Raw genomic sequence first — 23,502 nt, 5'->3', positions numbered from 1 at the left:
ATCAGACCTCCGCGGTGATCAGGTCGGCCGGGGAGGACAGCCGGCCGGTCACGGCGGTGGCCGCGGCGACCTGCGGGGAGACCAGGTGCGTACGGCCGCCCTTGCCCTGCCTGCCCTCGAAGTTGCGGTTGGAGGTGGACGCCGAGCGCTCGCCGGGGGCGAGCTGGTCGGGGTTCATACCCAGGCACATCGAGCAACCGGCGTGCCGCCATTCGGCCCCGGCGGCGGTGAACACCTTGTCGAGCCCCTCCTCGACGGCCTGCAGCGCGACCCGTACGGAGCCGGGCACGACCAGCATCCGTACGCCGTCGGCGACCCGCCGGCCGTTCACCACCTCGGCGGCGGAGCGCAGGTCCTCGATCCGGCCGTTGGTGCAGGAGCCGACGAAGACGGTGTCGACCGCGATCTCGCGCAGCGGCTGTCCCGCGGTCAGGCCCATGTACTCCAGTGCCTTCTCCGCCGCGTGCCGCTCGCTGGCGTCGTCGAACGACGCCGGGTCGGGCACCTGCGCCGACAGCGGCGCGCCCTGCCCGGGGTTGGTGCCCCAGGTGACGAACGGGGCCAGCTCGGCGGCCTCGATGACGACCTCCCGGTCGAAGACCGCGTCGTCGTCCGTGCGCAGCGTGCGCCAGTACTCGACGGCCGCGTCCCAGCCGGAGCCCTCCGGGGCGTGCGGGCGGCCCTTGAGGTACGCGAACGTCGTCTCGTCCGGGGCGACCATCCCGGCGCGCGCGCCGGCCTCGATGGACATGTTGCAGATCGTCATCCGCGCCTCCATCGAGAGCTTCTCGACGGCCTCGCCGCGGTACTCGATCACGTAGCCCTGCCCGCCGCCGGTGCCGATGCGGGCGATGATCGCGAGGATCAGGTCCTTGGCGGTGACACCGTCGGGCAGTTCGCCGTTGACGGTTACGGCCATGGTCCTGAACGGGGCCATCGGCAGCGTCTGGGTGGCGAGCACGTGCTCGACCTGGCTGGTGCCGATGCCGAACGCCAGCGCGCCGAACGCGCCGTGCGTGGAGGTGTGGCTGTCGCCGCAGACCACGGTGGTGCCCGGCTGGGTGAGCCCGAGCTGGGGGCCGACGACGTGCACGACGCCCTGCTCGACGTCGCCGAGCGGGTGCAGCCGGACGCCGAAGTCGGCGCAGTTCTTGCGCAGGGTCTCCAGTTGCGTACGCGAGACCGGGTCGGCGATGGGCTTGTCGATGTCGAGGGTGGGGGTGTTGTGGTCCTCGGTGGCGATGGTGAGGTCGGTCCTGCGCACCGGCCGGCCCGCCTTGCGCAGGCCGTCGAAGGCCTGCGGGCTGGTCACCTCGTGCAGCAGGTGCAGATCGATGAAGAGAAGGTCGGGCTCGCCCTCCGCGCGCCGGACGACATGGTCGTCCCAGACCTTCTCCGCGAGTGTCCTTCCCATCGCATTCCCATCGTCGTTGATTGCGAACTGCGTGTGCGCATGTCCGTGCCGGTGCCCGCCGGCACCGTCCGCTCCCCTCGCGCCGGACGGGGCCCGGTCCCCCCAGGGTGACGCGTTCACCGGAAATTTGAACTTGCGTTTCACAGTGTGAGACGTGAGTATCGTTGCATGGACAACTCTAGCGGCGTCGGCGTACTCGACAAGGCGGCTGTGGTACTGAGCGCGCTGGAGTCCGGTCCGGCCACCCTCGCCGGGCTGGTCTCCGCGACCGGTCTCGCCCGCCCCACGGCCCACCGCCTCGCGGTGGCGCTGGAACACCACCGGATGGTGGCGCGGGACATGCAGGGCAGGTTCATCCTCGGCCCCCGGCTCGCCGAGCTGGCGGCGGCGGCCGGCGAGGACCGGCTGCTGGCCGCGGCCGGCCCGGTGCTCACGCACCTGCGGGACGTCACGGGCGAGAGCGCCCAGCTCTACCGGCGCCAGGGCGACATGCGCATCTGCGTCGCGGCCGCCGAGCGGCTCTCGGGGCTGCGCGACACCGTCCCGGTGGGCTCCACGCTGCCGATGAAGGCCGGCTCGGCGGCGCAGGTGCTCCTCGCCTGGGAGGAGCCCGAGCGGCTGCACCGGGGGCTGCAGGGCGCCCGGTTCACGGCCACGGCGCTGTCGGGCGTACGGCGCCGGGCGTGGGCCCAGTCCGTCGGGGAGCGGGAGCCGGGGGTGGCGTCCGTCTCCGCGCCCGTACGCGGCCCGTCGAACCGCGTGGTGGCCGCCGTCTCGGTCTCCGGGCCGATCGAGCGGCTGACCCGGCACCCGGGGCGGATGCACGCCCAGGCGGTCGTGGACGCCGCCGCGCGGCTCACGGACGCGCTGCGCAGGACGGGCTAGACGGGACCTGAGGGCCCGTACCCGTACGGGAAAGGGCCCCCCGCGCCGCGGGAGGCCCTTCGAAGTCTGCGCTGGTACCCCCGACCGGATTCGAACCGGCGCTACCGCCTTGAGAGGGCGGCGTGCTAGGCCGCTACACAACGGGGGCCTTTGGACGATCCTCTCCTCGCGATGGAGAGGACCTGTACCCCCGACCGGATTCGAACCGGCGCTACTGCCTTGAGAGGGCAGCGTGCTAGGCCGCTACACAACGGGGGCGAGCACATCTGCAACTGCGTTGCGCTGGGGTACCAGGACTCGAACCTAGACTAACGGAACCAGAATCCGTCGTGCTGCCAATTACACCATACCCCACCAAAACACAACCCCCGTCGCGGGGGCTCTGTTCCGGTGGCCGCCGTTCCCGGCGACGGACAGAACATTACCCGATCGCGGACCGCACTCCAAAACGGGTTAGCGGAGCCGGGCCATCAGCGCGTGCTCGACCAGCGTGATCAGCGTGGACTTGGACTCGGAGCGCTGGCGGGCGTCCGTGGTCAGGATCGGGGTCTCGGGCCCGATCTGCAGCGCCTCACGCACCTCGTCCGGCGAGTACGGCTGATGACCGTCGAACCCGTTCAACGCGATCACGAACGGCAACCCCGAGTTCTCGAAATAATCCACCGCAGGGAAACAGTCCGCCAACCGCCGCGTATCCACCAACACCACCGCACCGATGGCACCACGCACCAGATCGTCCCACATGAACCAAAAACGATCCTGACCAGGCGTCCCAAACAGATACAGGATCAAATCCTGATCCAACGTGATACGACCAAAATCCATCGCCACCGTCGTCGTGGTCTTCCCCGACACCTGCGACAGATCATCGATCCCCGCAGACGCCGACGTCATCACCGCCTCGGTACGCAACGGATTGATCTCCGACACCGAACCGACGAACGTGGTCTTCCCCACCCCGAAACCACCCGCCACCACGATCTTCGCCGACGTGGTCGCACGAGCCGGAGAAGAACCGGCCACACCACTAGAGCTTGCGAAGTCCACTGAGCACCCTTTCGAGCAAAGTCACATCTGGCTGGCCCCCCGCGGCTTCGCCGCCGCCCGGCTGGTGGATCGTGACCAGGCCGGCTTCCGCGAGGTCGGCCACGAGGATGCGCGCGACGCCCAGCGGGAGGGTCAGCAACGCGGAGACCTCCGCGACCGACTTGAGTTCATAGCACAGTCGGCAGATGCGCTGGTGCTCGGGGAGCTGGGAAGTGAGGCGGGAGGGGTCGGCAGTGGTCTGCACCAATGCCTCGATGGCGAGCTGGTAACGCGGCCGGGTCCGGCCGCCGGTCACGGCGTACGGGCGCACCAGCCGGGACTGCGGGCTGCGGGCCGCACGGGCGCCGCGGGCCGCCGCCGCGGGCTGGGGCTGCGGCGCGGGCGCGGGACTGCCCCGGTGCGCCGGGTCGCCGCCGTAGGGAGACGGCGACGGGTGCTGCGGCTGCCCCGGGGACGAGGGCACGCCCGGGGCCGCGTACGGCACGCCCGGAGCGCCCGGCTGCGGGGGCATCCCGTGCTGCGGCGGCATGCCCGGCCGGTCGGACTGCGGGCCGTAGCCGTATCGCCAGTCCTCACCGCCGTGAGGTACCTCTTGGTGCGCTGCCACTGCGTTCCCCTTCCCCGACGGCGTGCCGGAGCGTCACTGCACTCGACGCACCATAGCCCGGCGAGCGTGCAACGTGCATCGGTTGTCGGCTAGTTCAGCAGGCTGCCTTGCAGCTCCGCGCGCAGGTCGGGGGTGAGCACGGCGCCCGCCCGGTCGACCAGCAGAGCCATCTCGTAGCCCACCAGACCGATGTCGCACTCCGGGTGCGCCAGCACGGCGAGGGCCGAGCCGTCGGAGATCGACATGATGAAGAGGAAGCCGCGCTCCATCTCCACCACGGTCTGGTTGACGTAGCCGCCCTCGAAGATCCGCGAGGCGCCGGCCGTCAGCGACGTCAGTCCGGATGCCACCGCGGCCAGTTGGTCGGCGCGGTCGCGGGGGAAGCCGTCGGACATCGCGAGGAGGAGTCCGTCGGCGGAGACCACCACCGTGTGCGACACCCCCGGGGTGTTGTCCACGAAATTGGTGATCAACCAGTTCAGGTTCTGCGCCGCCTGGCTCATCGGGCTCACCTAACGCTCCTGATCGTATGTGCCGGGGCCCACGCCCGGTCCGTCGTTCCGCTGCGGCCCCCGCTCGCGGCCCTGCTGGACGCCGCGGCGCAGATTGCTCAGCCTGCCGCGTACGTCCTCCGGGGCCCGGGAGACCTGTGGGCCTCCCAGCGGCGCCTGCTCCGCGGTGCCCTCCACCAGATTCTGGCGGGGCACCCGCCGGGGAAGGCCCGCGGGGGTGATCCCGCCCGCCTTCGGTTCGCGCACCTGCTCGGCGCGCTCCCAGCGTTCGTCGTTCGCCGACCTCCACTCGTCGTCGGCCGGTGCCGGCTCCGGTTCGCCGAAGCCGAAGCCCCCGCGGCCGGTGCCGAGCTGTGCCGTAGATTCCGCTTCCGGTACTGCCGGGCTGTCGTACGCGCCCTGCCCCGTCCAGTGGTTCGACGCGGGGCCGGGCTCTACTTGGCCGTAGGTATCGTACGCGGGCTCCGGCGAGATACCCCCGGGCGTGAAGGCATCCGTACCGGCGGCCTCCGCTTCCGGGTCGTGGAAGCCGGGCGTACGGTCCTGCGCCGCCGCTTCCAGCGCGGCCCTGCGCTCCTCGCGCAGCAGCGAGCGCTGGATGGGGTCGAAGACCCCCTCCTGCCCGCCGAGCGCCGGCATCGCCGGGCGCACCGGCTCGACCTGCGGATACGGAGAGTCGTCGAAGCCCAGCTCGGCCGCGCTGCGCGGCCGGCCGGCGGCGAAGCCGTTGCCGGGGGGCTGGAAGGACGGGCGGTCGGCGACGATCCGGGAGACGGTGAACTCGTCGTGCTGCTCGGGCGCCTCGGTGGCGCCGCCGAAGGCGATCGCCTCGGGGAGCATCACCAGCGAGGTGGTGCCCGACTGCTCGCCGGACGGGCGCAACTGCACGCGGATGCCGTGCCGGTCGGCGAGCCTGCCGACCACGAACAGGCCCATGCGCTGCGAGATCGCGACGTCCACGGTGGGCGGGTTGGCGAGCCGGTGGTTGATGTCCGCGAAGTCCTCGGCGGTCAGGCCGATGCCCTTGTCGTGGATCTCGACCATCACCCGGCGGTCCGGCAGCCGGGTGGCGGTGACCCGGACCTTGGTGTGCGGCGAGGAGAACGTGGTGGCGTTCTCCAGCAGCTCGGCGAGCAGGTGCACGAGGTCGGTGACGGCGCTGCCGTGGATCTCGCTGTCGGGCACGCCCTCCAGCTCGATGCGCTCGTACGACTCGACCTCCGAGGTCGCCGCGCGTAGCACGTCGACGAGCGGGACCGCCTCGTCCATGTGCCGGCCGGTGTCCTCGCCCGCGAGCACCAGCAGGTTCTCGCCGTTGCGGCGCATGCGGGTGGCGAGGTGGTCCATGTGGAACAGGTTCTCCAACTGCTCCGGGTCCGCCTCGTGGTCCTCCAGTCCTGAGATCAGCTCCAGCTGGCGCTCGATGAGGCCCTGGTTGCGCCGGGAGAGGTTGGTGAAGATCGCGTTGAGGTTGCCCCGCAGCAGCGCCTGCTCCGCGGCCAGCCGGACCGCCTCGCGGTGCACCTGGTCGAAGGCGCGGGCGACCTCGCCGATCTCGTCCCTGCTGTGCAGCGGGATCGGTTGCACGCGGGTGTCCACCCGGCCGGGGTCGGTGCGGGAGAGCTGGTCGACCAGCATCGGCAGCCGCTGCTCGGCGATGCCGAAGGCGGAGTTGCGCAGCAGCCGCATGCTGCGGCCCATGGAGCGGGCCATCATCGCGGCGATGACGAAGCCGATGAGCAGCGCGCCGACCGCGATGGCGGCGCCGACGACGGTGTCGCGCTTGGCGGACTCGACGATCTCGTGGGCGTCGGCCACGGCGCGGTCGGCGAACTCGATCTCGACGGTGCGGTACGCGGCGATGGGCACGCTCGTGGCCGCGTACCAGGTCTGCGGGGTGATGCCCTGGTCGGCGAGGTCCGCGGGCGTGACGTCCTCGCCGATGCTCGCGACGCCGGCGAGCATCTCCGCGGGCTCCGGCGGGGCGGTGAACTCGCCCCCGCCGCCCTCGGCCTCGCGCTGTGCCTCGGCGAGCCGCTGCTTGGCCTCTTCCTCCTGGTCGGCCAGCGCGTCCTTGAGCATGCGGTTGTCGGCGGCGGTGCTGCCGGTCCTGAACTCGTCGAGGGCGATGGGCTCCAGATAGGCGAAGGAGGCGAGCGCGGTCTTCTCCTCGGCCAGCACCTCGGCCTTCTCCGGCGGGCTGACGAGCAGCTCGGTGCCGATGGAGCGGACCAGCGAGGCGGAGGACTTGGCGAGTGAGATCGCGTACATCGCGCGGCCGTACGTGGTGATGTTGCTGGCGCCCAGGCCGAGCTCGTTGGCGAAGGTCATCAGCGGGCGGTACATCTGCGCGTACCCGAGGTGGGTGTCGGTGCCGGCCGCCTGGGGCGTGAACGCCGCCTGGCGCATCTGCTCCAGGTTCTTCTCCTGGTCCCGGAAGGCGTCCAGCCGGCGCTGCAGGCCGGGCTTGTCCGGCATGTCCTCCACCTGCCGGTCGAACTCGGCGGCGGCGGCGTCGGTGGCCTTGCGCGCCTCGGTCACCCGGCTCGCCTCGCGGTCTCCGTGCAGCAGGGGCTGCACGGAGACGTCGCGCTCGGCCATGAGACGCTCTGCGTAGTCGCCGGCGGCCTTGGCGACCTTGGCGGTGTTCTCCGCGTCCTGGGCCTCCTGCCAGGTGTCGACGGAGCTGTTCACCTGGAAGCCCGCGAAGACGATGGCCACGAGCACCGGGATCAGCAGGATCGCGTTGAGCCGGGTCGCCACCCGCCAGTTGCGGGGCGAGAACCGGCTGCCGCTGGGCGGCGGGGCCGGCTGCGCCCCGGCAGGGGGCGGCACCGCCGCGTGCGACGGCGGGCTGAAGTTGCCCCGCGCCTCCTGTGCGGGACCCTTGCTGCTGCGCCTCACCGGACCAACAACCTCTCGGCCTACTCTCGGGTCAGTTCCTCGAATTCCAGCACGCCGCGCGGCACATTCCAAACGCCTGGCGAGGACTCCGTACGATCACGCAGGCACCGTCAAATAGGGCGTAAGCGGCGCCAACCGACAAAGTGCAACCGCGGCATCAGCGGAACGGAGTCGACCGCCTGCATCCTGTGCAACGCACCCCCTCAATCTGCTTCCAAACGTTATCAACGCCTCAGGGGCAGGTTGCACCGTACGTGCAACCTGCCCCTGGCGAAGTCTCCGGCCGCGGCGTGCGTTCCGGGCCGGCCGGCGCGGTCAGCGTAGCCGGGCCATCAGCGCGTGCTCGACCAGCGTGATCAAGGTCGACTTGGACTCGGAGCGCTGGCGGGCGTCCGTGGTCAGGATCGGGGTCTCGGGCCCGATCTGCAGCGCCTCACGCACCTCGTCCGGCGAGTACGGCTGATGACCGTCGAACCCGTTCAACGCGATCACGAACGGCAACCCCGAGTTCTCGAAATAATCCACCGCAGGGAAACAGTCCGCCAACCGCCGCGTATCCACCAACACCACCGCACCGATGGCACCACGCACCAGATCGTCCCACATGAACCAAAAACGATCCTGACCAGGCGTCCCAAACAGATACAGGATCAAATCCTGATCCAACGTGATACGACCAAAATCCATCGCCACCGTCGTCGTGGTCTTCCCCGACACCTGCGACAGATCATCGATCCCCGCAGACGCCGACGTCATCACCGCCTCGGTACGCAACGGATTGATCTCCGACACCGAACCGACGAACGTGGTCTTCCCCACCCCGAAACCACCCGCCACCACGATCTTCGCCGACGTGGTCGCACGAGCCGGAGAAGAACCGGCCACACCACTAGAGCTTGCGAAGTCCACTGAGCACCCTTTCGAGCAAAGTCACATCGGGGGTTCCGTCGGCATCCGTGCCGCCGCCGGGCTGGTGAATGGCCACGAGACCGGCCTCGGCCAGGTCGGCGACCAGAATGCGCGCGACGCCCAGCGGCAGGGTCAGCAGCGCGGAGACCTCGGCGACCGATTTCACCTCGCGGCACAGGTGGCAGATCCGCTGGTGCTCCGGAAGCAGCCCCTGCAGCCGCATCGGGTCGGCCGACGTGCTCACCAGGGCCTCGATGGCGAGCTGATAACGGGGCCGGGTCCGGCCGCCCGTCATGGCATAGGGCCGGACCAGCGGCTGATCGCCTTCACCTTCGTAGGGCTGATGCTGGGCACCACCGTACGAGTCGGGTGAGGCGGGTGGCGGGGTCATGGATCCTCCGGGCGGGAACATGGCCGATGGGGAAGGTCTAACAAAAGCGGGCGGCCGGGCGGCCGACCGTCGTTCAGTTCAGCAGGCTGCCCTGCAGCTCCGCGCGCAGATCGGGGGTGAGCACCGCGCCCGCCCGGTCGACCAGCAGCGCCATCTCGTAACCAACCAGGCCGATATCGCACTCCGGGTGCGCCAGCACGGCGAGCGAGGAACCGTCGGAAATGGACATGATGAAGAGGAAGCCGCGCTCCATCTCCACCACCGTCTGGTTCACGCTGCCGCCTTCGAAAATGCGGGAGGCACCGGCCGTCAGCGATGTCAGTCCTGACGCCACCGCGGCCAGTTGGTCGGCACGGTCCCGCGGAAAGCCGTCGGACATCGCCAGCAGCAGTCCGTCGGCGGAGACCACCACCGTGTGCGACACCCCCGGGGTGTTGTCCACGAAATTGGTGATCAACCAGTTCAGATTCTGCGCCGCCTGGCTCAATGGACTCAACTAACGCTCCTGCTGATAGGTGGGACCAAAGCCGTTGCCGCCGAGGGTCTCACCGGTGCCGCCGGCCTGGCGGCCCCGCTGGATTCCCCGGCGCAGGCTCGTGAGCCTGCCGCGCACATCGTCGGGCGCGCGCGAGACCTGGGTCCCGCTGGCGTTCGAGGACTCCTGCGCGGTGCCCGCCACGAGGTTGGCGCGCGGCACCCGCCTCGGCAGCCCCGACGTGGTGACGCCGCCCGCCTGCGGGGTACGCAACTGCTCCGCGCGGCGCCAGCGGTCGTCATTGGGAGAGGGGCGCCAGGCCGGTGCGGGGGTGGCCGTGGCCGGCTGCGGCGCGGGAGCGGGGGGTTCGGCCGCGGCGTCCTGGTCCGGCTCCGCGGCGGTGGGCGCGTCGGCCGGGGGCTGCGCGGCGGTGGGGGCCACGGGAGTCTGCCCGCGGCCGCGGCTCTCGCGGAACCAGTTCGACTCCATCGACTCGAAGATCGGCGTGGGTTCGTCGCCGCGGGTGGGTACGGGGCCGCCGTCGAGCAGGCCGTCGTCAAGGGGCGATTCGGCCCGCTGCGCCGGTAGGGCCGCCGGGTACTCGCCGGTGTCGTGCGGCGCGTGGCGCTGCCCGGGGACCGCGTACTCGCCGGTGTCGCCGGGGCCCGGACGCTGGCCGGGCATGGCGAACTCGCCGGTGTCACCGGGGCCCGGACGCTGACCCGGCATGGCGTACTCGCCGGTGTCACCGGGACCGGGACGCTGACCCGGCATGGCGAACTCGCCCGTGTCACCGGGACCCGGACGCGCCACCGGGTGCTCGCCCGTGTCGTACGACGCGGGGGCCGCCGGGGGCAGCGCGTGGGCGCCGGTGTCCTGCGGGCCGGCGCCGGGACGGGCCACGGGGTGCGCGCCGGTGTCGCCAGGGCCGGGCTGCGGACGGCGCTGCAACGGCGGTGCCGGGTGCTCGCCGGTGTCCTGCGGGGCACCGTACGCGGCCGCCTCGCCGGGTACGGGCGACTGCGGGGAGCGCGGCGGCGGCACGGAGCCGAACGCCGGGATCCCCGCGGCCCCGCCGGGCGGCGGGCCCGAGACGTCGGGGCGGGAGAACTGCGTGGTGTCGGCGTCGTCGTGCTGCCGCGGGCCCTCGTGCCGGTCGCGGCCGGAGTCGCGCAGCCCGGCGCCGGTGTGCTGGGCCTCCGCGGGCTCGCGGGCACCGGAGTCGGCGCCCGGCCGGCCGGCCGGCCCGGGACGGCTTGGCGAGGCGCCGAGACCCTTACCCGAATGGGAGTTCGCACCCGGTGCGGTACCGAAGGCCGAACCGCCCGGGAAGGCGGAGCCCGCACCGGAGCCGGGCGGGCGGCCGGAGGCCGAACCGGCGCCTGCCGGTTCGCGCCCGGGCAGCCCGGGCCGCTGGCCGGGACCGCCCGCACCGCCGGGACCGCCCGAGCCGCCGACGTCGCGGCTGGGCAGCGCGGGCCGGCCGGGGCCGGCGCCCGCCCCCACCTGGCCGCGCTGCTGCGCGGCGCCGAGCCTGCTCATCGCGCCCCCGCGGGCCGCGGCACCGCCGCGTCCCGGGGCGCCGTTGCCGGAGCCGCCGGCGCCCGCGCCGGGCGCGCCGGCCGCGGCGCCCGAGGGCTGCTTGCCACCCGCGCCGCCGCCGTTCTGCGTGACGTCAACGGGGAGCATGACCAGCGCGGTGGTGCCGCCGGAGTCGGAGGGGCGCAACTGGATGCGGATACCGTGCCGCAGGGACAGCCGGCCGACCACGAACAGGCCCATGCGGCGGGAGACGGAGACGTCGACCGTGGGCGGGTTGGCCAGCCGCTCGTTGATCGCCCCGAGGTCCTCGGGCGACAGCCCGATGCCGGTGTCGTGGATCTCGACCAGCACCCGCCCGTCGGGCAGGGCGTGTCCGGTGACCTTGACCTTGGTCTGCGGCGAGGAGAACGACGTGGCGTTCTCCAGCAGCTCGGCGAGCAGGTGCACGAGGTCGTTGACGACGCGGCCGGCGACCTGGGTGGCCGGCACGGCGGACAGTTCGATGCGCTCGTACTGCTCCACCTCGGAGGCGGCGGCGCGCAGCACGTCGACCAGCGGGACCGGACGGGTCCACCGGCGGCCCGGCTCCTCGCCCGCGAGGACGAGCAGGTTCTCGCCGTTGCGGCGCATGCGGGTCGCGAGGTGGTCGAGCTTGAAGAGGTTCTCAAGCTGGTCCGGGTCGGCCTCGCGGGACTCCAGTTCGGATATGAGAGAGAGCTGACGCTGGATGAGGCCCTGGCTCCGGCGCGAGAGGTTGGTGAACATCGCGTTGACGTTGCCCCGCAGCAGCGCCTGCTCGGCGGCCAGCCGGACCGCCTCGCGGTGCACGTCGTCGAACGCGGACGCGACCATGCCGATCTCGTCCCGGCTGTTGATGCCGACGGTCTCGACGGAGGTGTCGACGTCCTGCGGGTCGGCGTCGGAGAGCTGCCTGACCAGCTCGGGCAGCCGCTTCTGGGCGACGGTCTGCGCGGTGTCCTGCAGCCGGCGCAGCGAGCGGACCATGGAGCGGGCGACGACGAAGGCGCCGGCGAGCGAGAGGAGCAGGACGAGAAGGATCAGGACGCCGTTGAGGATCGCGTCCTGCTGGGCGTCGGACCGCATATCGCGCGCAGTCTGCTCCATCTCCTGGAGCAGGTGCTGCTCGATCTTCTTCATCTCTTCGATCTTGACGCTGTCCAGCTCGTACCAGTGCCGGTAGCTCATGTCGGCGTTCTTGATGCTGTCCGGGTTGTTCACCAGGTTCTTGGCGAACGTGTCGGCCTGCTGCACGGAGGCGTTGCCGCCGTCCAGCGAGCGCATCAGGTCCGTCAGGCCGATCCGGCCGGAGTACAGGTGGGCGAAGAGCTTGAGCGCGGAGCTCTCGGCCTCCTGGGCGGAGGCGGCCTCCAGCCGGTCGGTCTCGGCGAAGTCGTCGCGCGGCTCCTCGGCGAGGGCGGCGCTGATGATCGCCTGCTGGACGGAGGCGTACTCCTTGGCGGAGGAGAAGGTGGCCAGCGCCCGGGTCTTGGCGATCATGTCCGGGTTGCTGGTGGCCAGGGCCATGTCCTGGGAGAGCGAGACCAGGGAGTCGATGAGTTCGCCGTACGCCTTGACCGTCTGGGCGGCGCTGCCGGTGTCGTCCGCGTAGGCCGTCTTGCGAATGCCGTTGATCTTGTTGAGCTTCTCGATGACGCTCGTGAGCGAGTTGTTGACCCCGGCGAGGTCCTCGTCATCGGTGGTGTCGATCTCGTCCGCGGACCGGGTGAAGGCGATCAGGGCCTCGTCGGTCTCGTCGCGGGCGTCGGTGATGTCCGGGTGCTTCGGGTTGCCGTCGACGACGAGGCCGGCCGACTTGTCGCGCTCCTGCTGGAGCCTGTCGGCGAGTTCGGTGGCCTCCTCGGTCATGTCCGTCAGCAGCTTCATGTTCTCGAGCTGCTGGAGGTTCTGCCAGGAGTCCTCGATGCGGAAGGCTCCCAGCGTGGTCGCGGCGACCACGGGGAGCGCGAGGAGCGAGACAAGTCTGGTGCTGATGCGCCAGTTGCGCAGCAGGATCCGGGAGCCGGGTCCCTTCGAGCCCTTGGGCCGCTGCATGGTGGCGAAGTCGCCGGCCTCGGGCGCGGGTATTCGGGCGCTGCCGCGGTCGGCGTTCCGGCCCGGCGAGGAGCTCGCGCTCTGGCCGTACCGAAGAGAGGCTGCGCGGTCGGTCTTTCCGCGCACCTCAGGCTCGCCCGGAACGCTGCCGTCAGTCTTCAATCGTCCCTGCACTAGCGTCGCAACCTCTAGGACCGGCTCCGGCGCATGCACCGGAGCGTTGTCTGGTCGTGCGGGAGCTTAGGCCCCCGCCCGCCGTGAACCAACCGGCGCAAGCTCCCCGCACAGCCCCCCGCGTGGCGCCCCGTTGCGCCCTCTGCGTCGACTGCACTCCAGCGACGGTCCGTGGAATTCCAGCACAGTGCCGGGATCTCCAACAAGGCCCGGGGGTAACAGCTCGACGGCAACTACACACCGTGCCAGACAGATTACATGCGGTTGACGCGACGGGTGGGGATAACGGACATTTTCCTACGAGGTGCATGGCGCGGGCCCGTGTCCCGGGTCGCGCCCATCGGTTGGGAAATATCGCCCCTGTAGGGAGATGGCCCGTTTCATCCCGACGTCGAGGCCGACGATATTTGGCTTTCGTCACCGACGAGGTGAGGAAAGTCACAATGCCGTACGGGATGGGTCCCGGCGGCGCGGGGAATAGCGGCCCCTTACCCTTCCCTTGACACAGCGAATCATTCCGTAAAGCTCGGTCTCGTCGGCCCGACAGCGGGCCCCGGCACGTAAAGGCGCGCGTCACCCTCATGATCCTCCGCACCATAGCCAACCCGCGGCGCACCACCCTCGCCCACCTCGACGACGCCGGGGACCTGCTGCTTCCCGAGCCGCCCGGTGCGGTCGCCGCCCGGATCGCCGCCGCGGCCCCGGCCGCCCAGCCGCCGGAGCGCACCGCGAACCCGCGCCGTACCGTGCTGGAGGAGATCCCGTCCGGCGCCTGACCCGCGCGGCGCGACGCCCGGTGACGGGGCGATAACCTGGGCCCCGTGCGTATCGCCAGGTTCTCCGTCGACGGCAGCGTCGCGTTCGGTGTGGTCGAAGGCTCCGACGGCTTCGACGGGGCAGGCGCCCCGCGGGGCGAGGTCACCCTCGACGTGATCAAGGGCCATCCCTTCGCCGAGTTCGAGCGGTCGGGCCGCAAGCTCCCGCTGGACAAGGTGCGGTTGCTGCCCCCCGTCCTCCCCAACAAGGTCGTCGCGATCGGCCGCAACTACGCCGAGCACGCCGCGGAGCTGGGCAACGAGGTGCCGGAGGTGCCCGTCACCTTCTTCAAGCCGTCCACCTCGGTGATCGGGCCCGGCGACCCCATCGCGTACCCCTCCTTCTCCGAGGACCTGCAGCACGAGGCGGAGCTGGCCGTCGTCATCGGCCGGCTCTGCCGCGACGTGCCGCTGGAGCGGGCCCAGGACGTGATCCTCGGCTACACCTGTGCGAACGACGTGACCGCGCGGGACGTCCAGCGGCGCGAGCAGCAGTGGGCCAGGGCCAAGGGCTTCGACACCTCCTGCCCGCTCGGCCCCTGGGTCGAGACGGAGCTGGGGCAGGACAGGATCGCCGACGGCATCGCCATCCAGTGCACCGTCAACGGCGCCCAGCGCCAGCTCGGCAGCACCACGGACCTGATCCGCTCGATCCCGGAGCTGATCGTGCACGTCACCGAGGCGATGACGCTGCTGCCAGGTGACGTCATCCTCACCGGGACCCCCGCGGGCGTCGGCCCGCTCCACGACGGCGACGAGGTCGCCGTCACCATCGAAGGCATCGGCACTCTCGCCAACAAGGTGATCAAGCGTGGCTAGCGCAGCCCCCCCGGCCCCCCTGCGGGTCCGCTTCTGCCCCTCCCCCACCGGCAACCCCCACGTGGGCCTGGTGCGCACCGCCCTGTTCAACTGGGCGTACGCCCGCCACACCGGCGGCTCGCTGGTCTTCCGGATCGAGGACACCGACGCGGCCCGCGACTCCGAGGAGTCGTACGAGCAACTGCTCGACTCCTTCCGCTGGCTCGGCATCGACTGGGACGAGGGCCCCGAGGCCGGCGGCCCGCACGCGCCGTACCGGCAGTCGCAGCGCATGGACATCTACGCCGACGTGGCCGGCCGGCTCCAGGACGCCGGGCACGCCTACCGCTGCTACTGCACCGCGGCGGAGCTGGAGGAGCGCCGCGAGGCGGCGCGCGCGGCGGGGCGGCCCTCCGGGTACGACGGGCACTGCCGGGATCTGAGCGCCGAGCGGGTGGCCGCGTACGAGGCCGAGGGGCGCACCTCGATCGTCCGCTTCCGCATGCCGGACGAGACGATCACCTTCACCGACCTGGTGCGCGGCGAGCTGACCTTCGCACCCGAGAACGTCACGGACTACGGCATCGTGCGCGCCAACGGCGCCCCGCTGTACACCCTGGTCAACCCCCTCGACGACGCGCTGATGGAGATCACGCACGTGCTGCGCGGCGAGGACCTGCTGTCCTCCACCCCGCGGCAGATCGCGCTCTACCGCGCGCTGATCGACCTCGGCGTCGCCAAGCGGGTGCCGGACTTCGGCCACCTGCCGTACGTCATGGGCGAGGGCAACAAGAAGCTCTCCAAGCGCGACCCGCAGGCTTCGCTCAACCTCTACCGGGAGCGCGGCTTCCTGCCCGAGGGGCTGATCAACTACCTCTCGCTGCTGGGCTGGTCGCTCTCCGCCGACCGGGACGTCTTCACCCGCGAGGAGCTGGTCGCGGCCTTCGACATCGCCGACGTGGTGCCCAACCCGGCCCGCTTCGACCTGAAGAAGGCCGAGGCCATCAACGCGGACCACATCCGCATGCTCGACGTGAAGGACTTCGCCGAGCGCTGCGCGCCCTGGCTGCGGGCGCCGCACGCGCCGTGGCCGGCGGAGTCGTTCGACGCGGACGCCTTCGCGGCGGTGGCGCCGCTGGCGCAGACGCGGCTGACCGTGCTGTCCGACATCACGGCCAACGTCGACTTCCTCTTCCTCGACGAGCCGGTGTCCGACGAGAAGTCGTGGGACAAGGCCATGAAGCCGGGCGCGGCCGACCTGCTGCGTACGGCGCGCGCGAAGCTGGCGGCGGCCGAGTGGTCGGCGGAGCCGCTGAAGGAGGCCGTGCTCGCCGCGGGCGAGGAGCACGGCCTGAAGCTGGGCAAGGCGCAGGCACCGGTACGGGTCGCGGTGACGGGACGGACGGTGGGGCTGCCGCTGTTCGAGTCCCTGGAGGTGCTGGGCCGCGAGCGGACGCTGGCGCGCGTGGACGCGGCGCTGGCCAGGCTGGCGGCGGAGCCGCAGGGCTGAGGCGGCGCAGGCGCCGACGACGCGTGAAGGCCCCGCCTGCGGCGGGGCCTTCGGTGTGTGCGGGGCCGGGCCGGCGCCGGGTCAGCGCTGCCAGCTGTGCGGGGCGCGGAACCCGTGCTGGCGCTCCAGCCGGCGCCAGCGGGCGGCGGAGCCGCCGTGCCCGCCGTGGCGGGCGTGCGTCGGCTGCGGGGCGGCGGCGCGGGCGAGGAGCACCGCGGTGAGCGCGGCGAGCTCCTCCTCGCTGGCCTCGCCCTTCTCGACGCGGACGAGGTTCTCGGTGTGCTGCGTGGTCACGTGTGTGCTCCTGGGCTGTTCTGCGTGGTCGGCTGCGGGCTGCGGGGAGTGCGGAAGCGGGGTCACTGCGGCGGGTTGCCGTGCTTGCGCGCCGGCAGGTCCGCGTGCTTCGTACGCAGCATCGCCAGGGACCGGATGAGGATCTGGCGGGTGTCCACAGGGTCGATGACGTCGTCGACGAGGCCGCGTTCGGCCGCGTAATAGGGGTGCATCAGCTCGGCCTTGTACTGCTTGACCATGTCGGTGCGCTTGGCCTCGGGGTCGTCCGCGGCCGCGATGTCGCGCCGGAAGATCACGTTCGCCGCGCCCTCCGCGCCCATCACCGCGATCTCGTTGGTCGGCCAGGCATAGGTCAGGTCCGCGCCGATGGACTGGCTGTCCATCACGATGTACGCGCCGCCGTACGCCTTCCTGAGCACCACCGAGATCCGCGGCACGGTGGCATTGCAGTAGGCGTAGAGCAGCTTCGCTCCGTGCCGGATGATCCCGCCGTGCTCCTGGTCCACCCCGGGCAGGAAGCCCGGGACGTCGAGCAGGGTGACGATCGGAATATTGAAAGCATCGCACATCTGGACAAAGCGGGCACCCTTCTCGCTTGCCTCGATGTCCAGAACACCCGCGAGGGACTGCGGCTGGTTGGCGACGATGCCCACCACCTGACCGTCCAGCCGGGTGAGCGCACAGATCAGATTCGTCGCCCAGCGCTCGTGCACCTCAAGGTACTCACCGTCGTCGACGAGCTCCTCGATCACCTTGCGCATGTCATACGGCCGGTTCCCGTCCGCCGGCACCAGATCCAGCAGCACATCGCCACCGCGGTCCGCCGGGTCCTCGGCGGTGACCGCCGGCGGGTTCTCCCGGTTGTTCTGCGGCAGCATCGACAGCAGATACCGCACCTCCTCCAGGCACGTCACCTCGTCGTCATACGCGAAGTGACACACCCCCGAGGTCTCCGCATGCACATCCGCACCACCCAGACCGTTCTGGGTGATCTCCTCACCCGTCACCGCCTTGACCACGTCCGGACCGGTGATGAACATCTGCGACGTCTCACGCACCATGAACACGAAGTCCGTCAGCGCCGGACTGTACGCCGCACCACCCGCACACGGGCCGAGCATCACCGAGATCTGCGGAATCACACCCGACGCACGGGTGTTGCGCTGGAAGATCCCGCCGTAACCGGCCAGCGCCGAGACACCCTCCTGGATCCGGGCACCCGCACCATCGTTCAGCGACACCAGCGGCGCACCCGCGGCGATGGCCTTGTCCATGATCTTGTGGATCTTCTCCGCATGCGCCTCACCCAGCGCACCGCCGAAGATCCGGAAGTCGTGCGCGTAGACGAACACCGTCCGCCCGTGCACCGTCCCCCAGCCAGTGATCACACCATCCGTGTACGGCCGCTTCGCCTCCAGGCCGAAGCCCGAAGCACGGTGCCGCCGCAGCGGCTCCACCTCGTTGAACGACCCCTCGTCCAGCAGCAGATCGATCCGCTCCCGGGCAGTGAGCTTCCCCTTGGCCTTCTGCGCGGCGGTCGCCCGCTCACTCGGCCCCGCGTGAGCCTGGGCACGGATCCGGCGCAGTTCGGCCGCCCGCCCCCGGGCCTCGTTCTCGACGGCGCCTGCCGTCGCTGCCGCGTCGGAGGGGGCGTAGTCCACTGTGGTCATGAAACGACGGTACGGGTACTTGGGCATCGAACCTTATGTCATTTCCCTACAACGTCGGCCGGTAAATCATGAGCACCCGGCACTATGTGCAGGTGACGGGGCCAGAGATCGGCCAACGACACGTCGATCAGCGCTGTAGGGCCTCGACAAGCAGTTGGACAGATCGTTGATGCGCGAGAAGGTTCCGTAGCAGACCTTCTTGTTAGCCTGGAGCCATGACCACCATGCCCGCATCCCGCGCGCCCGCCCGCACCGTGCCGGACGTCACCGGCATCCTGATGCACACCGCGCACGTGCTCAACACCCGGCTGTCCGCCGCGCTGACGGAGGTCGGCCTGCTCCAGCGCGAGCAGTGCGTGCTCGTCCACGCGCTCGGGGCCGAGCGCACCCAGGGGCAGCTCGCCGAACTGTCGCGCATGGACAAGACCACGATGGTCGTGACCGTGGACGGCCTGGAGAAGGCCGGGTACGCCGAGCGGCGGCCGTCGAGCACGGACCGCAGGGCCCGCATCATCCACGTCACCGAGGCCGGGGCAGAGGTCGCCGCGCGCGGCCAGGAGGTCGTCGACCGGGTGCACCAGGAGGTGCTCGACGCGCTGCCGGCCGCGCAGCGGGACGTCTTCGTCGCCGCCCTGGAGGGCCTGATGGCCGGCCCGCTCGCCGAGCCCGTCCCGTCCGACCAGCCGGTTCGCCGGGCACGGCAGGCCCGGCGGTAACCGGCGAGAAGGTCCGTACAAGAAAACTGAATAAGAGATAGTCCCGTAGAAAACTATCTGCTACGGTCTCTCCTGTTGCCCAACGCATCAGGAGAGACCGCATGAACGCCACCGACGCACCGCAGGGCCGATCCCGCTGGTTCGCACTCGCGATCCTCTGCACCGGCGCGCTGATGATCGTCCTCGACGGCAGCATCGTCACCGTCGCGCTGCCCGCCATCCAGAAGGACCTGGGGTTCTCCCCCGCCGACCTGACCTGGACGGTCAACGCCTACATGATCGCCTTCGGCGGGCTGCTCCTCCTCGCAGGCCGCCTGGGCGACCTGCTCGGGCACAAGCGGATGTTCGTCGCCGGCATCGCGCTCTTCACCGCCGCCTCGCTGCTGTGCGGCGTGGCCACCGAGCCGTGGACGCTGATCGCCGCCCGCTTCGTGCAGGGCGTCGGCGGGGCGCTGGCCTCGGCCGTCGGGCTCGGCATGATCGTCACGCTCTTCACCGATGCGAAGGAGCGGGCGAAGGCCATCGGCGCCTTCGCGTTCACCGGCGCGGTCGGCGCCTCGCTGGGCCAGGTGCTCGGCGGCCTGCTCACGGACGCGCTGAGCTGGCACTGGATCTTCTTCATCAACGTGCCCATCGGGCTGGCGACCGCCGCGCTGGCGCTGGTCGTGCTGCCGGGCGACCGCGGTATCGGTCTGGCCGCGGGCGCCGACGTCGCCGGGGCGCTGCTGGTCACCTCCGGGCTGATGCTCGGCGTCTACACCATCGTCGAGACCGAGAGCCACGGCTGGGCCTCCGGCCGCACCCTCGGCTCCGCCGCGCTCGCCGCGGCCCTGCTCGCCGGCTTCGTGCTCCGCCAGGCACGGGCCGCCGCGCCGCTGCTGCCGCTGCGCGTGTTCCGCTCGCGCACCGTCGCCGGCGCCAACGCCGTCCAACTACTCGTGATCTCGGGGATCTTCGCCTTCCAGATCATCGTGGCGCTCTACATGCAGCAGGTGCTGGGCTACGGGGCCGCCGAGACCGGTCTGGCGATGCTGCCGGCCGCGCTCACCATCGGCGGCACCTCGCTGCTCGTCTCCGCCCGGCTGGTGGCGCGGTTCGGCGAGCGGTCGGTGCTGCTGGCCGGGCTGGTGCTGCTCGCGGCCGGTCTTGCGCTGCTCGTCCGCCTCCCCCGGGACCCGGCCGAGGTGAGCTACGCGGCCCACCTGCTGCCGACGATGCTGCTGCTCAGCGGCGGCGGGCTGGTGCTGCCCGCCATGACGGCGCTGGGCATGTCCGGGGCGCGCGCGGACGACGCCGGGGTGGTGTCGGGGCTCTTCAACACCGGGCAGCAGATGGGCGGCGCGCTGGGCGTCGCGGTGCTGACCACGCTGGCGGCGGGGCGCACGGAGTCGCTGGCCGCGGCCGGGGAGGGCCGGGACGCGGCGCTGACGGGCGGCTTCCAGCTCGCGTTCGGCATCGGGGCGGTGCTGGTCGCCGCGGCGGCGGTGCTGACGGTCGCGGTGCTGCGGCCGCGTACGGCCGGCGGACCGCGGCAGCCCGGCGGCGGTGCGGAGGCTGCCGGTGCGCAGGGTCAGGGTGCGGAGGGTGGTGTGGGTGCGAAGAGCGCCGGTGCGGGCTCCGGCGCCGCCTCCGCGCCCGGTGCTACTCCTGCGGCACGACTCCGGCCCGCAGCAGACCGTAGGCGTACGCGTCGTCCAGCGCCTGCCACGACGCCGCGATGACGTTGTCCGCGACGCCGACGGTGTCCCACTCGCCGCGGCCGTCACCGGTGGTGATGAGCACCCGTGTCGTCGACGCGGTGCCGTGGGTCCCCTCCAGGATCCGCACCTTGTAGTCGATCAGCTCGAAGTCGGCGAGCTGGGGGTAGATCCGCTCCAGCGCCACCCGCAGGGCCCGGTCCAGCGCATGGACCGGGCCTTTGCCCTCCGCGGTGACGACGGCCCGCTCGCCCTTCGCCCACAGCTTCACCGTGGCCTCGTTGGCGTGGCTGCCGTCAGGCCGGTCCTCGACGATGGCCCGCCACGACTCGGTACGGAAGTAGCGCCGCGTCCGCCCGGACTCGCGCAACTGCAGCTCCTCGCGGAGCAGCAGCTCGAAGGAGGCGTCGGCGGCCTCGTACGTCAGCCCGCGGTGCTCGTTCTCCTTGACGCGCTCCACGACCCGGCTCAGCAGCTCGCGGTCGTCGCCCAGGTCGAGGCCGAGGTCCTTGCCCTTCAGCTCGATGGACGCCCGTCCTGCCATGTCGGAGACCAGCATGCGCAGCCGGTTGCCGACCAGCTCGGGGTCGATGTGCTGGTAGAGGTCGGGGTCGACCTTGATGGCGGAGGCGTGCAGGCCGGCCTTGTGGGCGAAGGCCGAGACGCCCACGTACGGCTGGTGGGTGGCGGGCGCGATGTTGACGACCTCGGCGACGGCGTGCGAGATCCGGGTCATCTCCGCCAGCTTGCCCGCGGGCAGCACGCGCATGTCGTACTTCAGCTCCAGCGCGGCCACCACCGGGAAGAGGTTGGCGTTGCCGACCCGCTCGCCGTAGCCGTTGGCGGTGCACTGCACGTGGGTGGCGCCGCCGTCGACGGCGGCCAGGGTGTTGGCCACGGCGCAGCCGGAGTCGTCCTGGGCGTGCATGCCCAGCCGCGCGCCGGTGGCGGCCAGTACCTCGGCAACGGTCTCGCGCACCTGGCCGGGGAGCATGCCGCCGTTGGTGTCGCAGAGCACGACGACGTCCGCGCCGGCCTCGTGCGCGGCGGCGACGACCTGCTTGGCGTACGCGGCGTTGGCGCGGTGGCCGTCGAAGAAGTGCTCGCAGTCGACGAAGACCCGGCGGCCGTGCTCGCGCAGGAACGCGACCGTGTCGCGGACCATCGCCAGGTTCTCGGCGAGCGTGGTGCGCAGCGCCAGCTCCACGTGCCGGTCGTGCGCCTTGGCGACCAGGGTGACGACGGGGGCCTTCGACTCCAGCAGCGCGCGGACCTGGGGGTCGTCCTCGACCCGTACGCCCGCCTTGCGGGTGGCGCCGAAGGCGACGAGCTGCGCCTGCCGGAAGTCGACCTCGTCGCGGGCGCGGCGGAAGAACTCCGTGTCCCGGGGCACCGCGCCGGGCCAGCCGCCCTCGATGAAGCCCACGCCGAAGTCGTCGAGGTGCCGGGCGATGGCCAGCTTGTCGGCGACGGTCAGGCTGATGCCCTCGCGCTGCGCGCCGTCGCGCAGCGTGGTGTCGAAGACGTGGAACGCGTCGTCGGGGGCCTCGGGTGCGGCAGGCTCTGTGCTCATCGAAGTGCTCCTGTCGGGATGGTGTGCTCTCCGGTCCCGGAAATGGAAAAGACCCCTCGCGGGTCGCGAGAGGTCTGCGCGCGGGTCTGGGACGCGGTGAGCCAGCACCGCATGCGGATCGCGGTACGGGTCAGCGCGGACCGGCGCGCCTGTTGCCAATAATCATGACGGCAGACGAGGTCACGTCCGGCAGTCTGGCACACACTTCGCCCGGTCTGGAGATCCGTCTCACCATACGGGCAGAGTACCCACGTTTCGTACCAGGAGGTCAGGGCGCAATTGCGGTCTTGTGTGGATGACATGCGCGTGCCAATTTGGTCCAGGCCAGTCGGTACGGCACCTCCCACAACCCCCACATGGTTCACACAAAGGAGAACCACCGCATGAGACCCCAGAAGTCCGCGCGTCTGGGTGGCACCCTCGCCGCCCTTCTCCTCCTCGGCACCGCCGCACTCGGCTCCACGGCCGCCGCGGCGCCCCCGCCGGCCGACCGTTCCGGGCAGGGGGTGCAGGCCGACGCCGCCACCCTCGCGCTCGACGCCGACGTCACCCGCGTCCTCGGCAGCGACAGCGCCGGCACGTACCTGGACGCCGACACCGGCGACCTGGTCGTGACGGTCACCGACAAGGCCGCCGCCGCCGAGGCCCGCGCCGCCGGCGCCCGCGCCGAGCTGGTCGAGCACAGCGCCGCGGAACTGCGCTCCGCGATGGGCGCCTTCGAGGACCGGGCGAAGATCACCGGCACCTCCTGGGGTGTCGATCCGGCCACCAACCAGATAGCCGTGCAGGCCGACTCCACCGTTTCGGCCGCCCAGTACGCGAAGCTGAAGCGCGTCGCGAAGAGCCTCGACGGCGCGGCCCGGGTGGAGCGGATACCCGGGGCGTTCAAGAAGGAGGTGCTCGGCGGCGACGCGATCTACGGCGGCGGCTACCGCTGCTCCGCTGCGTTCAACGTGACCAAGAACAACGCCCGATACTTCGTCACCGCGGGCCACTGCACCAACGCGGGCGCCTCCTGGTCGGCGACCAGCGGCGGCGCGGCCATCGGCACCCGCGAGGGCACCAGCTTCCCGACCAACGACTACGGCATCGTCCGCTACACCGACGGCTCCTCCCCCGCGGGCACCGTGAACCTCTACAACGGCAGTACCCGGGACATCACCAGCGCCGCCAACGCCGTCGTCGGCCAGGCCATCCAGAAGAGCGGCTCCACCACCCAGGTCACCAGCGGCACCGTGACCGCGGTGAACGTGACCGTCAACTACAGCGACGGCCCCGTCTACAACATGGTCCGCACCACCGCCTGCTCCGCCGGCGGCGACAGCGGCGGCGCCCACTTCTCGGGCAACGTCGCGTACGGCATCCACTCCGGCAGCTCAGGCTGCACCGGCACCAACGGCTCCGCCATCCACCAGCCGGTCACCGAGGCGCTCAGCGCGTACGGCGTGAACGTCTACTGACGCACCGGCAGCACCGCGGCACGAAGGGGGCCGCCG

Annotated in this window: 19 protein-coding genes and 3 tRNA genes; 7 read left to right on the top strand and 15 right to left on the bottom strand. The window is 71.3% G+C overall.

Annotation, left to right across the window (positions count from 1 at the left end; translation table 11 throughout):
• Window position 1: 1 nt before the first annotated feature.
• Window positions 2–1,414, bottom strand: a complete 1,413-nt coding sequence (leuC, locus tag OG946_RS28000) for a 3-isopropylmalate dehydratase large subunit (protein WP_326798752.1) — start codon at window positions 1,412–1,414, stop codon at window positions 2–4.
• A gap of 168 nt (window positions 1,415–1,582) precedes the next feature.
• On the opposite strand from leuC, the gene OG946_RS27995 reads away from it, so the two are divergent.
• Window positions 1,583–2,299, top strand: coding sequence for an IclR family transcriptional regulator (locus OG946_RS27995; RefSeq protein WP_047018299.1), 717 nt, complete (start codon window positions 1,583–1,585; stop codon window positions 2,297–2,299).
• Between the two features lie 72 nt (window positions 2,300–2,371).
• Here OG946_RS27995 and OG946_RS27990 read toward each other — a convergent pair.
• The 11 genes from OG946_RS27990 to OG946_RS27940 form a co-directional block, all read right to left on the bottom strand.
• A tRNA-Glu gene (locus OG946_RS27990) sits at window positions 2,372–2,447 on the bottom strand.
• Between the two features lie 37 nt (window positions 2,448–2,484).
• Window positions 2,485–2,557 (bottom strand) — tRNA-Glu (locus tag OG946_RS27985).
• Between the two features lie 24 nt (window positions 2,558–2,581).
• Window positions 2,582–2,653 (bottom strand) — tRNA-Gln (locus OG946_RS27980).
• A 99-nt stretch (window positions 2,654–2,752) separates the two neighbouring features.
• Window positions 2,753–3,346 (bottom strand): GTP-binding protein, encoded by a 594-nt coding sequence (locus tag OG946_RS27975; protein ID WP_078572953.1) that lies wholly within the window; start codon window positions 3,344–3,346, stop codon window positions 2,753–2,755.
• The gene (locus OG946_RS27970) at window positions 3,327–3,953 is read right to left on the bottom strand and encodes a DUF742 domain-containing protein (protein WP_326798751.1); all 627 of its coding nucleotides are present in this window, start codon (window positions 3,951–3,953) and stop codon (window positions 3,327–3,329) included. The genes OG946_RS27975 and OG946_RS27970 overlap by 20 nt, the downstream gene beginning before the upstream one ends.
• Before the next feature lie 89 nt (window positions 3,954–4,042).
• Entirely contained in the window at window positions 4,043–4,456 is a 414-nt protein-coding gene (locus OG946_RS27965) for a roadblock/LC7 domain-containing protein (protein ID WP_078524293.1), read from the bottom strand.
• 9 nt (window positions 4,457–4,465) lie between these two features.
• Window positions 4,466–7,228 carry a sensor histidine kinase gene (locus OG946_RS27960; RefSeq protein WP_442814647.1) on the bottom strand — a complete coding sequence of 921 codons (2,763 nt, stop codon included), beginning with the start codon at window positions 7,226–7,228 and terminating at the stop codon, window positions 4,466–4,468.
• Window positions 7,229–7,684: 456 nt separating this feature from the next.
• On the bottom strand, window positions 7,685–8,278 hold the full coding sequence (locus OG946_RS27955) for a GTP-binding protein (RefSeq protein WP_078572953.1): 594 nt from the start codon (window positions 8,276–8,278) through the stop codon (window positions 7,685–7,687).
• Window positions 8,259–8,669 carry a DUF742 domain-containing protein gene (locus OG946_RS27950; RefSeq protein ID WP_026276533.1) on the bottom strand — a complete coding sequence of 137 codons (411 nt, stop codon included), beginning with the start codon at window positions 8,667–8,669 and terminating at the stop codon, window positions 8,259–8,261. The genes OG946_RS27955 and OG946_RS27950 overlap by 20 nt, the downstream gene beginning before the upstream one ends.
• 73 nt (window positions 8,670–8,742) lie before the next feature.
• On the bottom strand, window positions 8,743–9,165 hold the full coding sequence (locus OG946_RS27945; protein ID WP_047018298.1) for a roadblock/LC7 domain-containing protein: 423 nt from the start codon (window positions 9,163–9,165) through the stop codon (window positions 8,743–8,745).
• Window positions 9,166–12,885, bottom strand: coding sequence for a nitrate- and nitrite sensing domain-containing protein (locus tag OG946_RS27940; RefSeq protein WP_326798749.1), 3,720 nt, complete (start codon window positions 12,883–12,885; stop codon window positions 9,166–9,168).
• Between the two features lie 629 nt (window positions 12,886–13,514).
• Here OG946_RS27940 and OG946_RS27935 point away from each other — a divergent pair.
• Genes OG946_RS27935 through gltX form a run of 3 tightly spaced genes read left to right on the top strand, consistent with a single transcriptional unit; the run spans window position 13,515 to window position 16,056 of the window.
• Window positions 13,515–13,709 carry a hypothetical protein gene (locus OG946_RS27935; protein WP_326798748.1) on the top strand — a complete coding sequence of 65 codons (195 nt, stop codon included), beginning with the start codon at window positions 13,515–13,517 and terminating at the stop codon, window positions 13,707–13,709.
• Window positions 13,710–13,754: 45 nt separating this feature from the next.
• Complete coding sequence (locus OG946_RS27930; RefSeq protein WP_326798747.1) at window positions 13,755–14,567, top strand: fumarylacetoacetate hydrolase family protein; 813 nt, start codon at window positions 13,755–13,757, stop codon at window positions 14,565–14,567.
• 19 nt (window positions 14,568–14,586) lie between these two features.
• Entirely contained in the window at window positions 14,587–16,056 is a 1,470-nt protein-coding gene (gltX, locus tag OG946_RS27925) for a glutamate--tRNA ligase (protein ID WP_326800385.1), read from the top strand.
• A gap of 81 nt (window positions 16,057–16,137) precedes the next feature.
• On the opposite strand, the gene OG946_RS27920 is transcribed toward gltX, so the two are convergent.
• Both OG946_RS27920 and OG946_RS27915 read right to left on the bottom strand, forming a co-directional pair.
• Entirely contained in the window at window positions 16,138–16,350 is a 213-nt protein-coding gene (locus tag OG946_RS27920; protein ID WP_047018293.1) for an acyl-CoA carboxylase epsilon subunit, read from the bottom strand.
• 62 nt (window positions 16,351–16,412) lie between these two features.
• Window positions 16,413–18,020, bottom strand: a complete 1,608-nt coding sequence (locus OG946_RS27915; RefSeq protein WP_326798746.1) for an acyl-CoA carboxylase subunit beta — start codon at window positions 18,018–18,020, stop codon at window positions 16,413–16,415.
• A gap of 215 nt (window positions 18,021–18,235) precedes the next feature.
• On the opposite strand from OG946_RS27915, the gene OG946_RS27910 reads away from it, so the two are divergent.
• The gene (locus tag OG946_RS27910) at window positions 18,236–18,736 is read left to right on the top strand and encodes a MarR family winged helix-turn-helix transcriptional regulator (RefSeq protein ID WP_326798745.1); all 501 of its coding nucleotides are present in this window, start codon (window positions 18,236–18,238) and stop codon (window positions 18,734–18,736) included.
• A gap of 101 nt (window positions 18,737–18,837) precedes the next feature.
• A complete protein-coding gene (locus tag OG946_RS27905; protein WP_326798744.1) occupies window positions 18,838–20,457 on the top strand; it encodes an MFS transporter in 1,620 nt (539 codons plus the stop codon).
• Here OG946_RS27905 and cimA read toward each other — a convergent pair.
• A complete protein-coding gene (cimA, locus tag OG946_RS27900; protein WP_326798743.1) occupies window positions 20,378–22,006 on the bottom strand; it encodes a citramalate synthase in 1,629 nt (542 codons plus the stop codon). The genes OG946_RS27905 and cimA overlap by 80 nt on opposite strands.
• Before the next feature lie 383 nt (window positions 22,007–22,389).
• On the opposite strand from cimA, the gene OG946_RS27895 reads away from it, so the two are divergent.
• Window positions 22,390–23,466: a S1 family peptidase gene (locus tag OG946_RS27895; protein ID WP_326798742.1), complete on the top strand. Its 1,077-nt coding sequence runs from the start codon at window positions 22,390–22,392 to the stop codon at window positions 23,464–23,466.
• Window positions 23,467–23,502 lie beyond the last annotated feature (36 nt).

The sequence above is a fragment of the Streptomyces sp. NBC_01808 genome (genome assembly GCF_035917395.1).
In the GTDB taxonomy this organism is placed as follows: domain Bacteria; phylum Actinomycetota; class Actinomycetes; order Streptomycetales; family Streptomycetaceae; genus Streptomyces.
This window is presented reverse-complemented; position numbering and strand designations above follow the sequence as displayed.

What these genes read in the sequence shown, in the direction of transcription:
- cimA (WP_326798743.1), bottom strand. Translation starts at nt 22,006, where the DNA reads ATGAGCACAGAGCCTGCCGCACCCGAGGCCCCCGACGACGCGTTCCAC.
- OG946_RS27995 (WP_047018299.1), top strand. Translation starts at nt 1,583, where the DNA reads ATGGACAACTCTAGCGGCGTCGGCGTACTCGACAAGGCGGCTGTGGTA.
- OG946_RS27950 (WP_026276533.1), bottom strand. Translation starts at nt 8,669, where the DNA reads ATGACCCCGCCACCCGCCTCACCCGACTCGTACGGTGGTGCCCAGCAT.
- OG946_RS27935 (WP_326798748.1), top strand. Translation starts at nt 13,515, where the DNA reads ATGATCCTCCGCACCATAGCCAACCCGCGGCGCACCACCCTCGCCCAC.
- OG946_RS27910 (WP_326798745.1), top strand. Translation starts at nt 18,236, where the DNA reads ATGACCACCATGCCCGCATCCCGCGCGCCCGCCCGCACCGTGCCGGAC.
- OG946_RS27965 (WP_078524293.1), bottom strand. Translation starts at nt 4,456, where the DNA reads ATGAGCCAGGCGGCGCAGAACCTGAACTGGTTGATCACCAATTTCGTG.
- OG946_RS27895 (WP_326798742.1), top strand. Translation starts at nt 22,390, where the DNA reads ATGAGACCCCAGAAGTCCGCGCGTCTGGGTGGCACCCTCGCCGCCCTT.
- leuC (WP_326798752.1), bottom strand. Translation starts at nt 1,414, where the DNA reads ATGGGAAGGACACTCGCGGAGAAGGTCTGGGACGACCATGTCGTCCGG.
- OG946_RS27905 (WP_326798744.1), top strand. Translation starts at nt 18,838, where the DNA reads ATGAACGCCACCGACGCACCGCAGGGCCGATCCCGCTGGTTCGCACTC.
- OG946_RS27915 (WP_326798746.1), bottom strand. Translation starts at nt 18,020, where the DNA reads ATGACCACAGTGGACTACGCCCCCTCCGACGCGGCAGCGACGGCAGGC.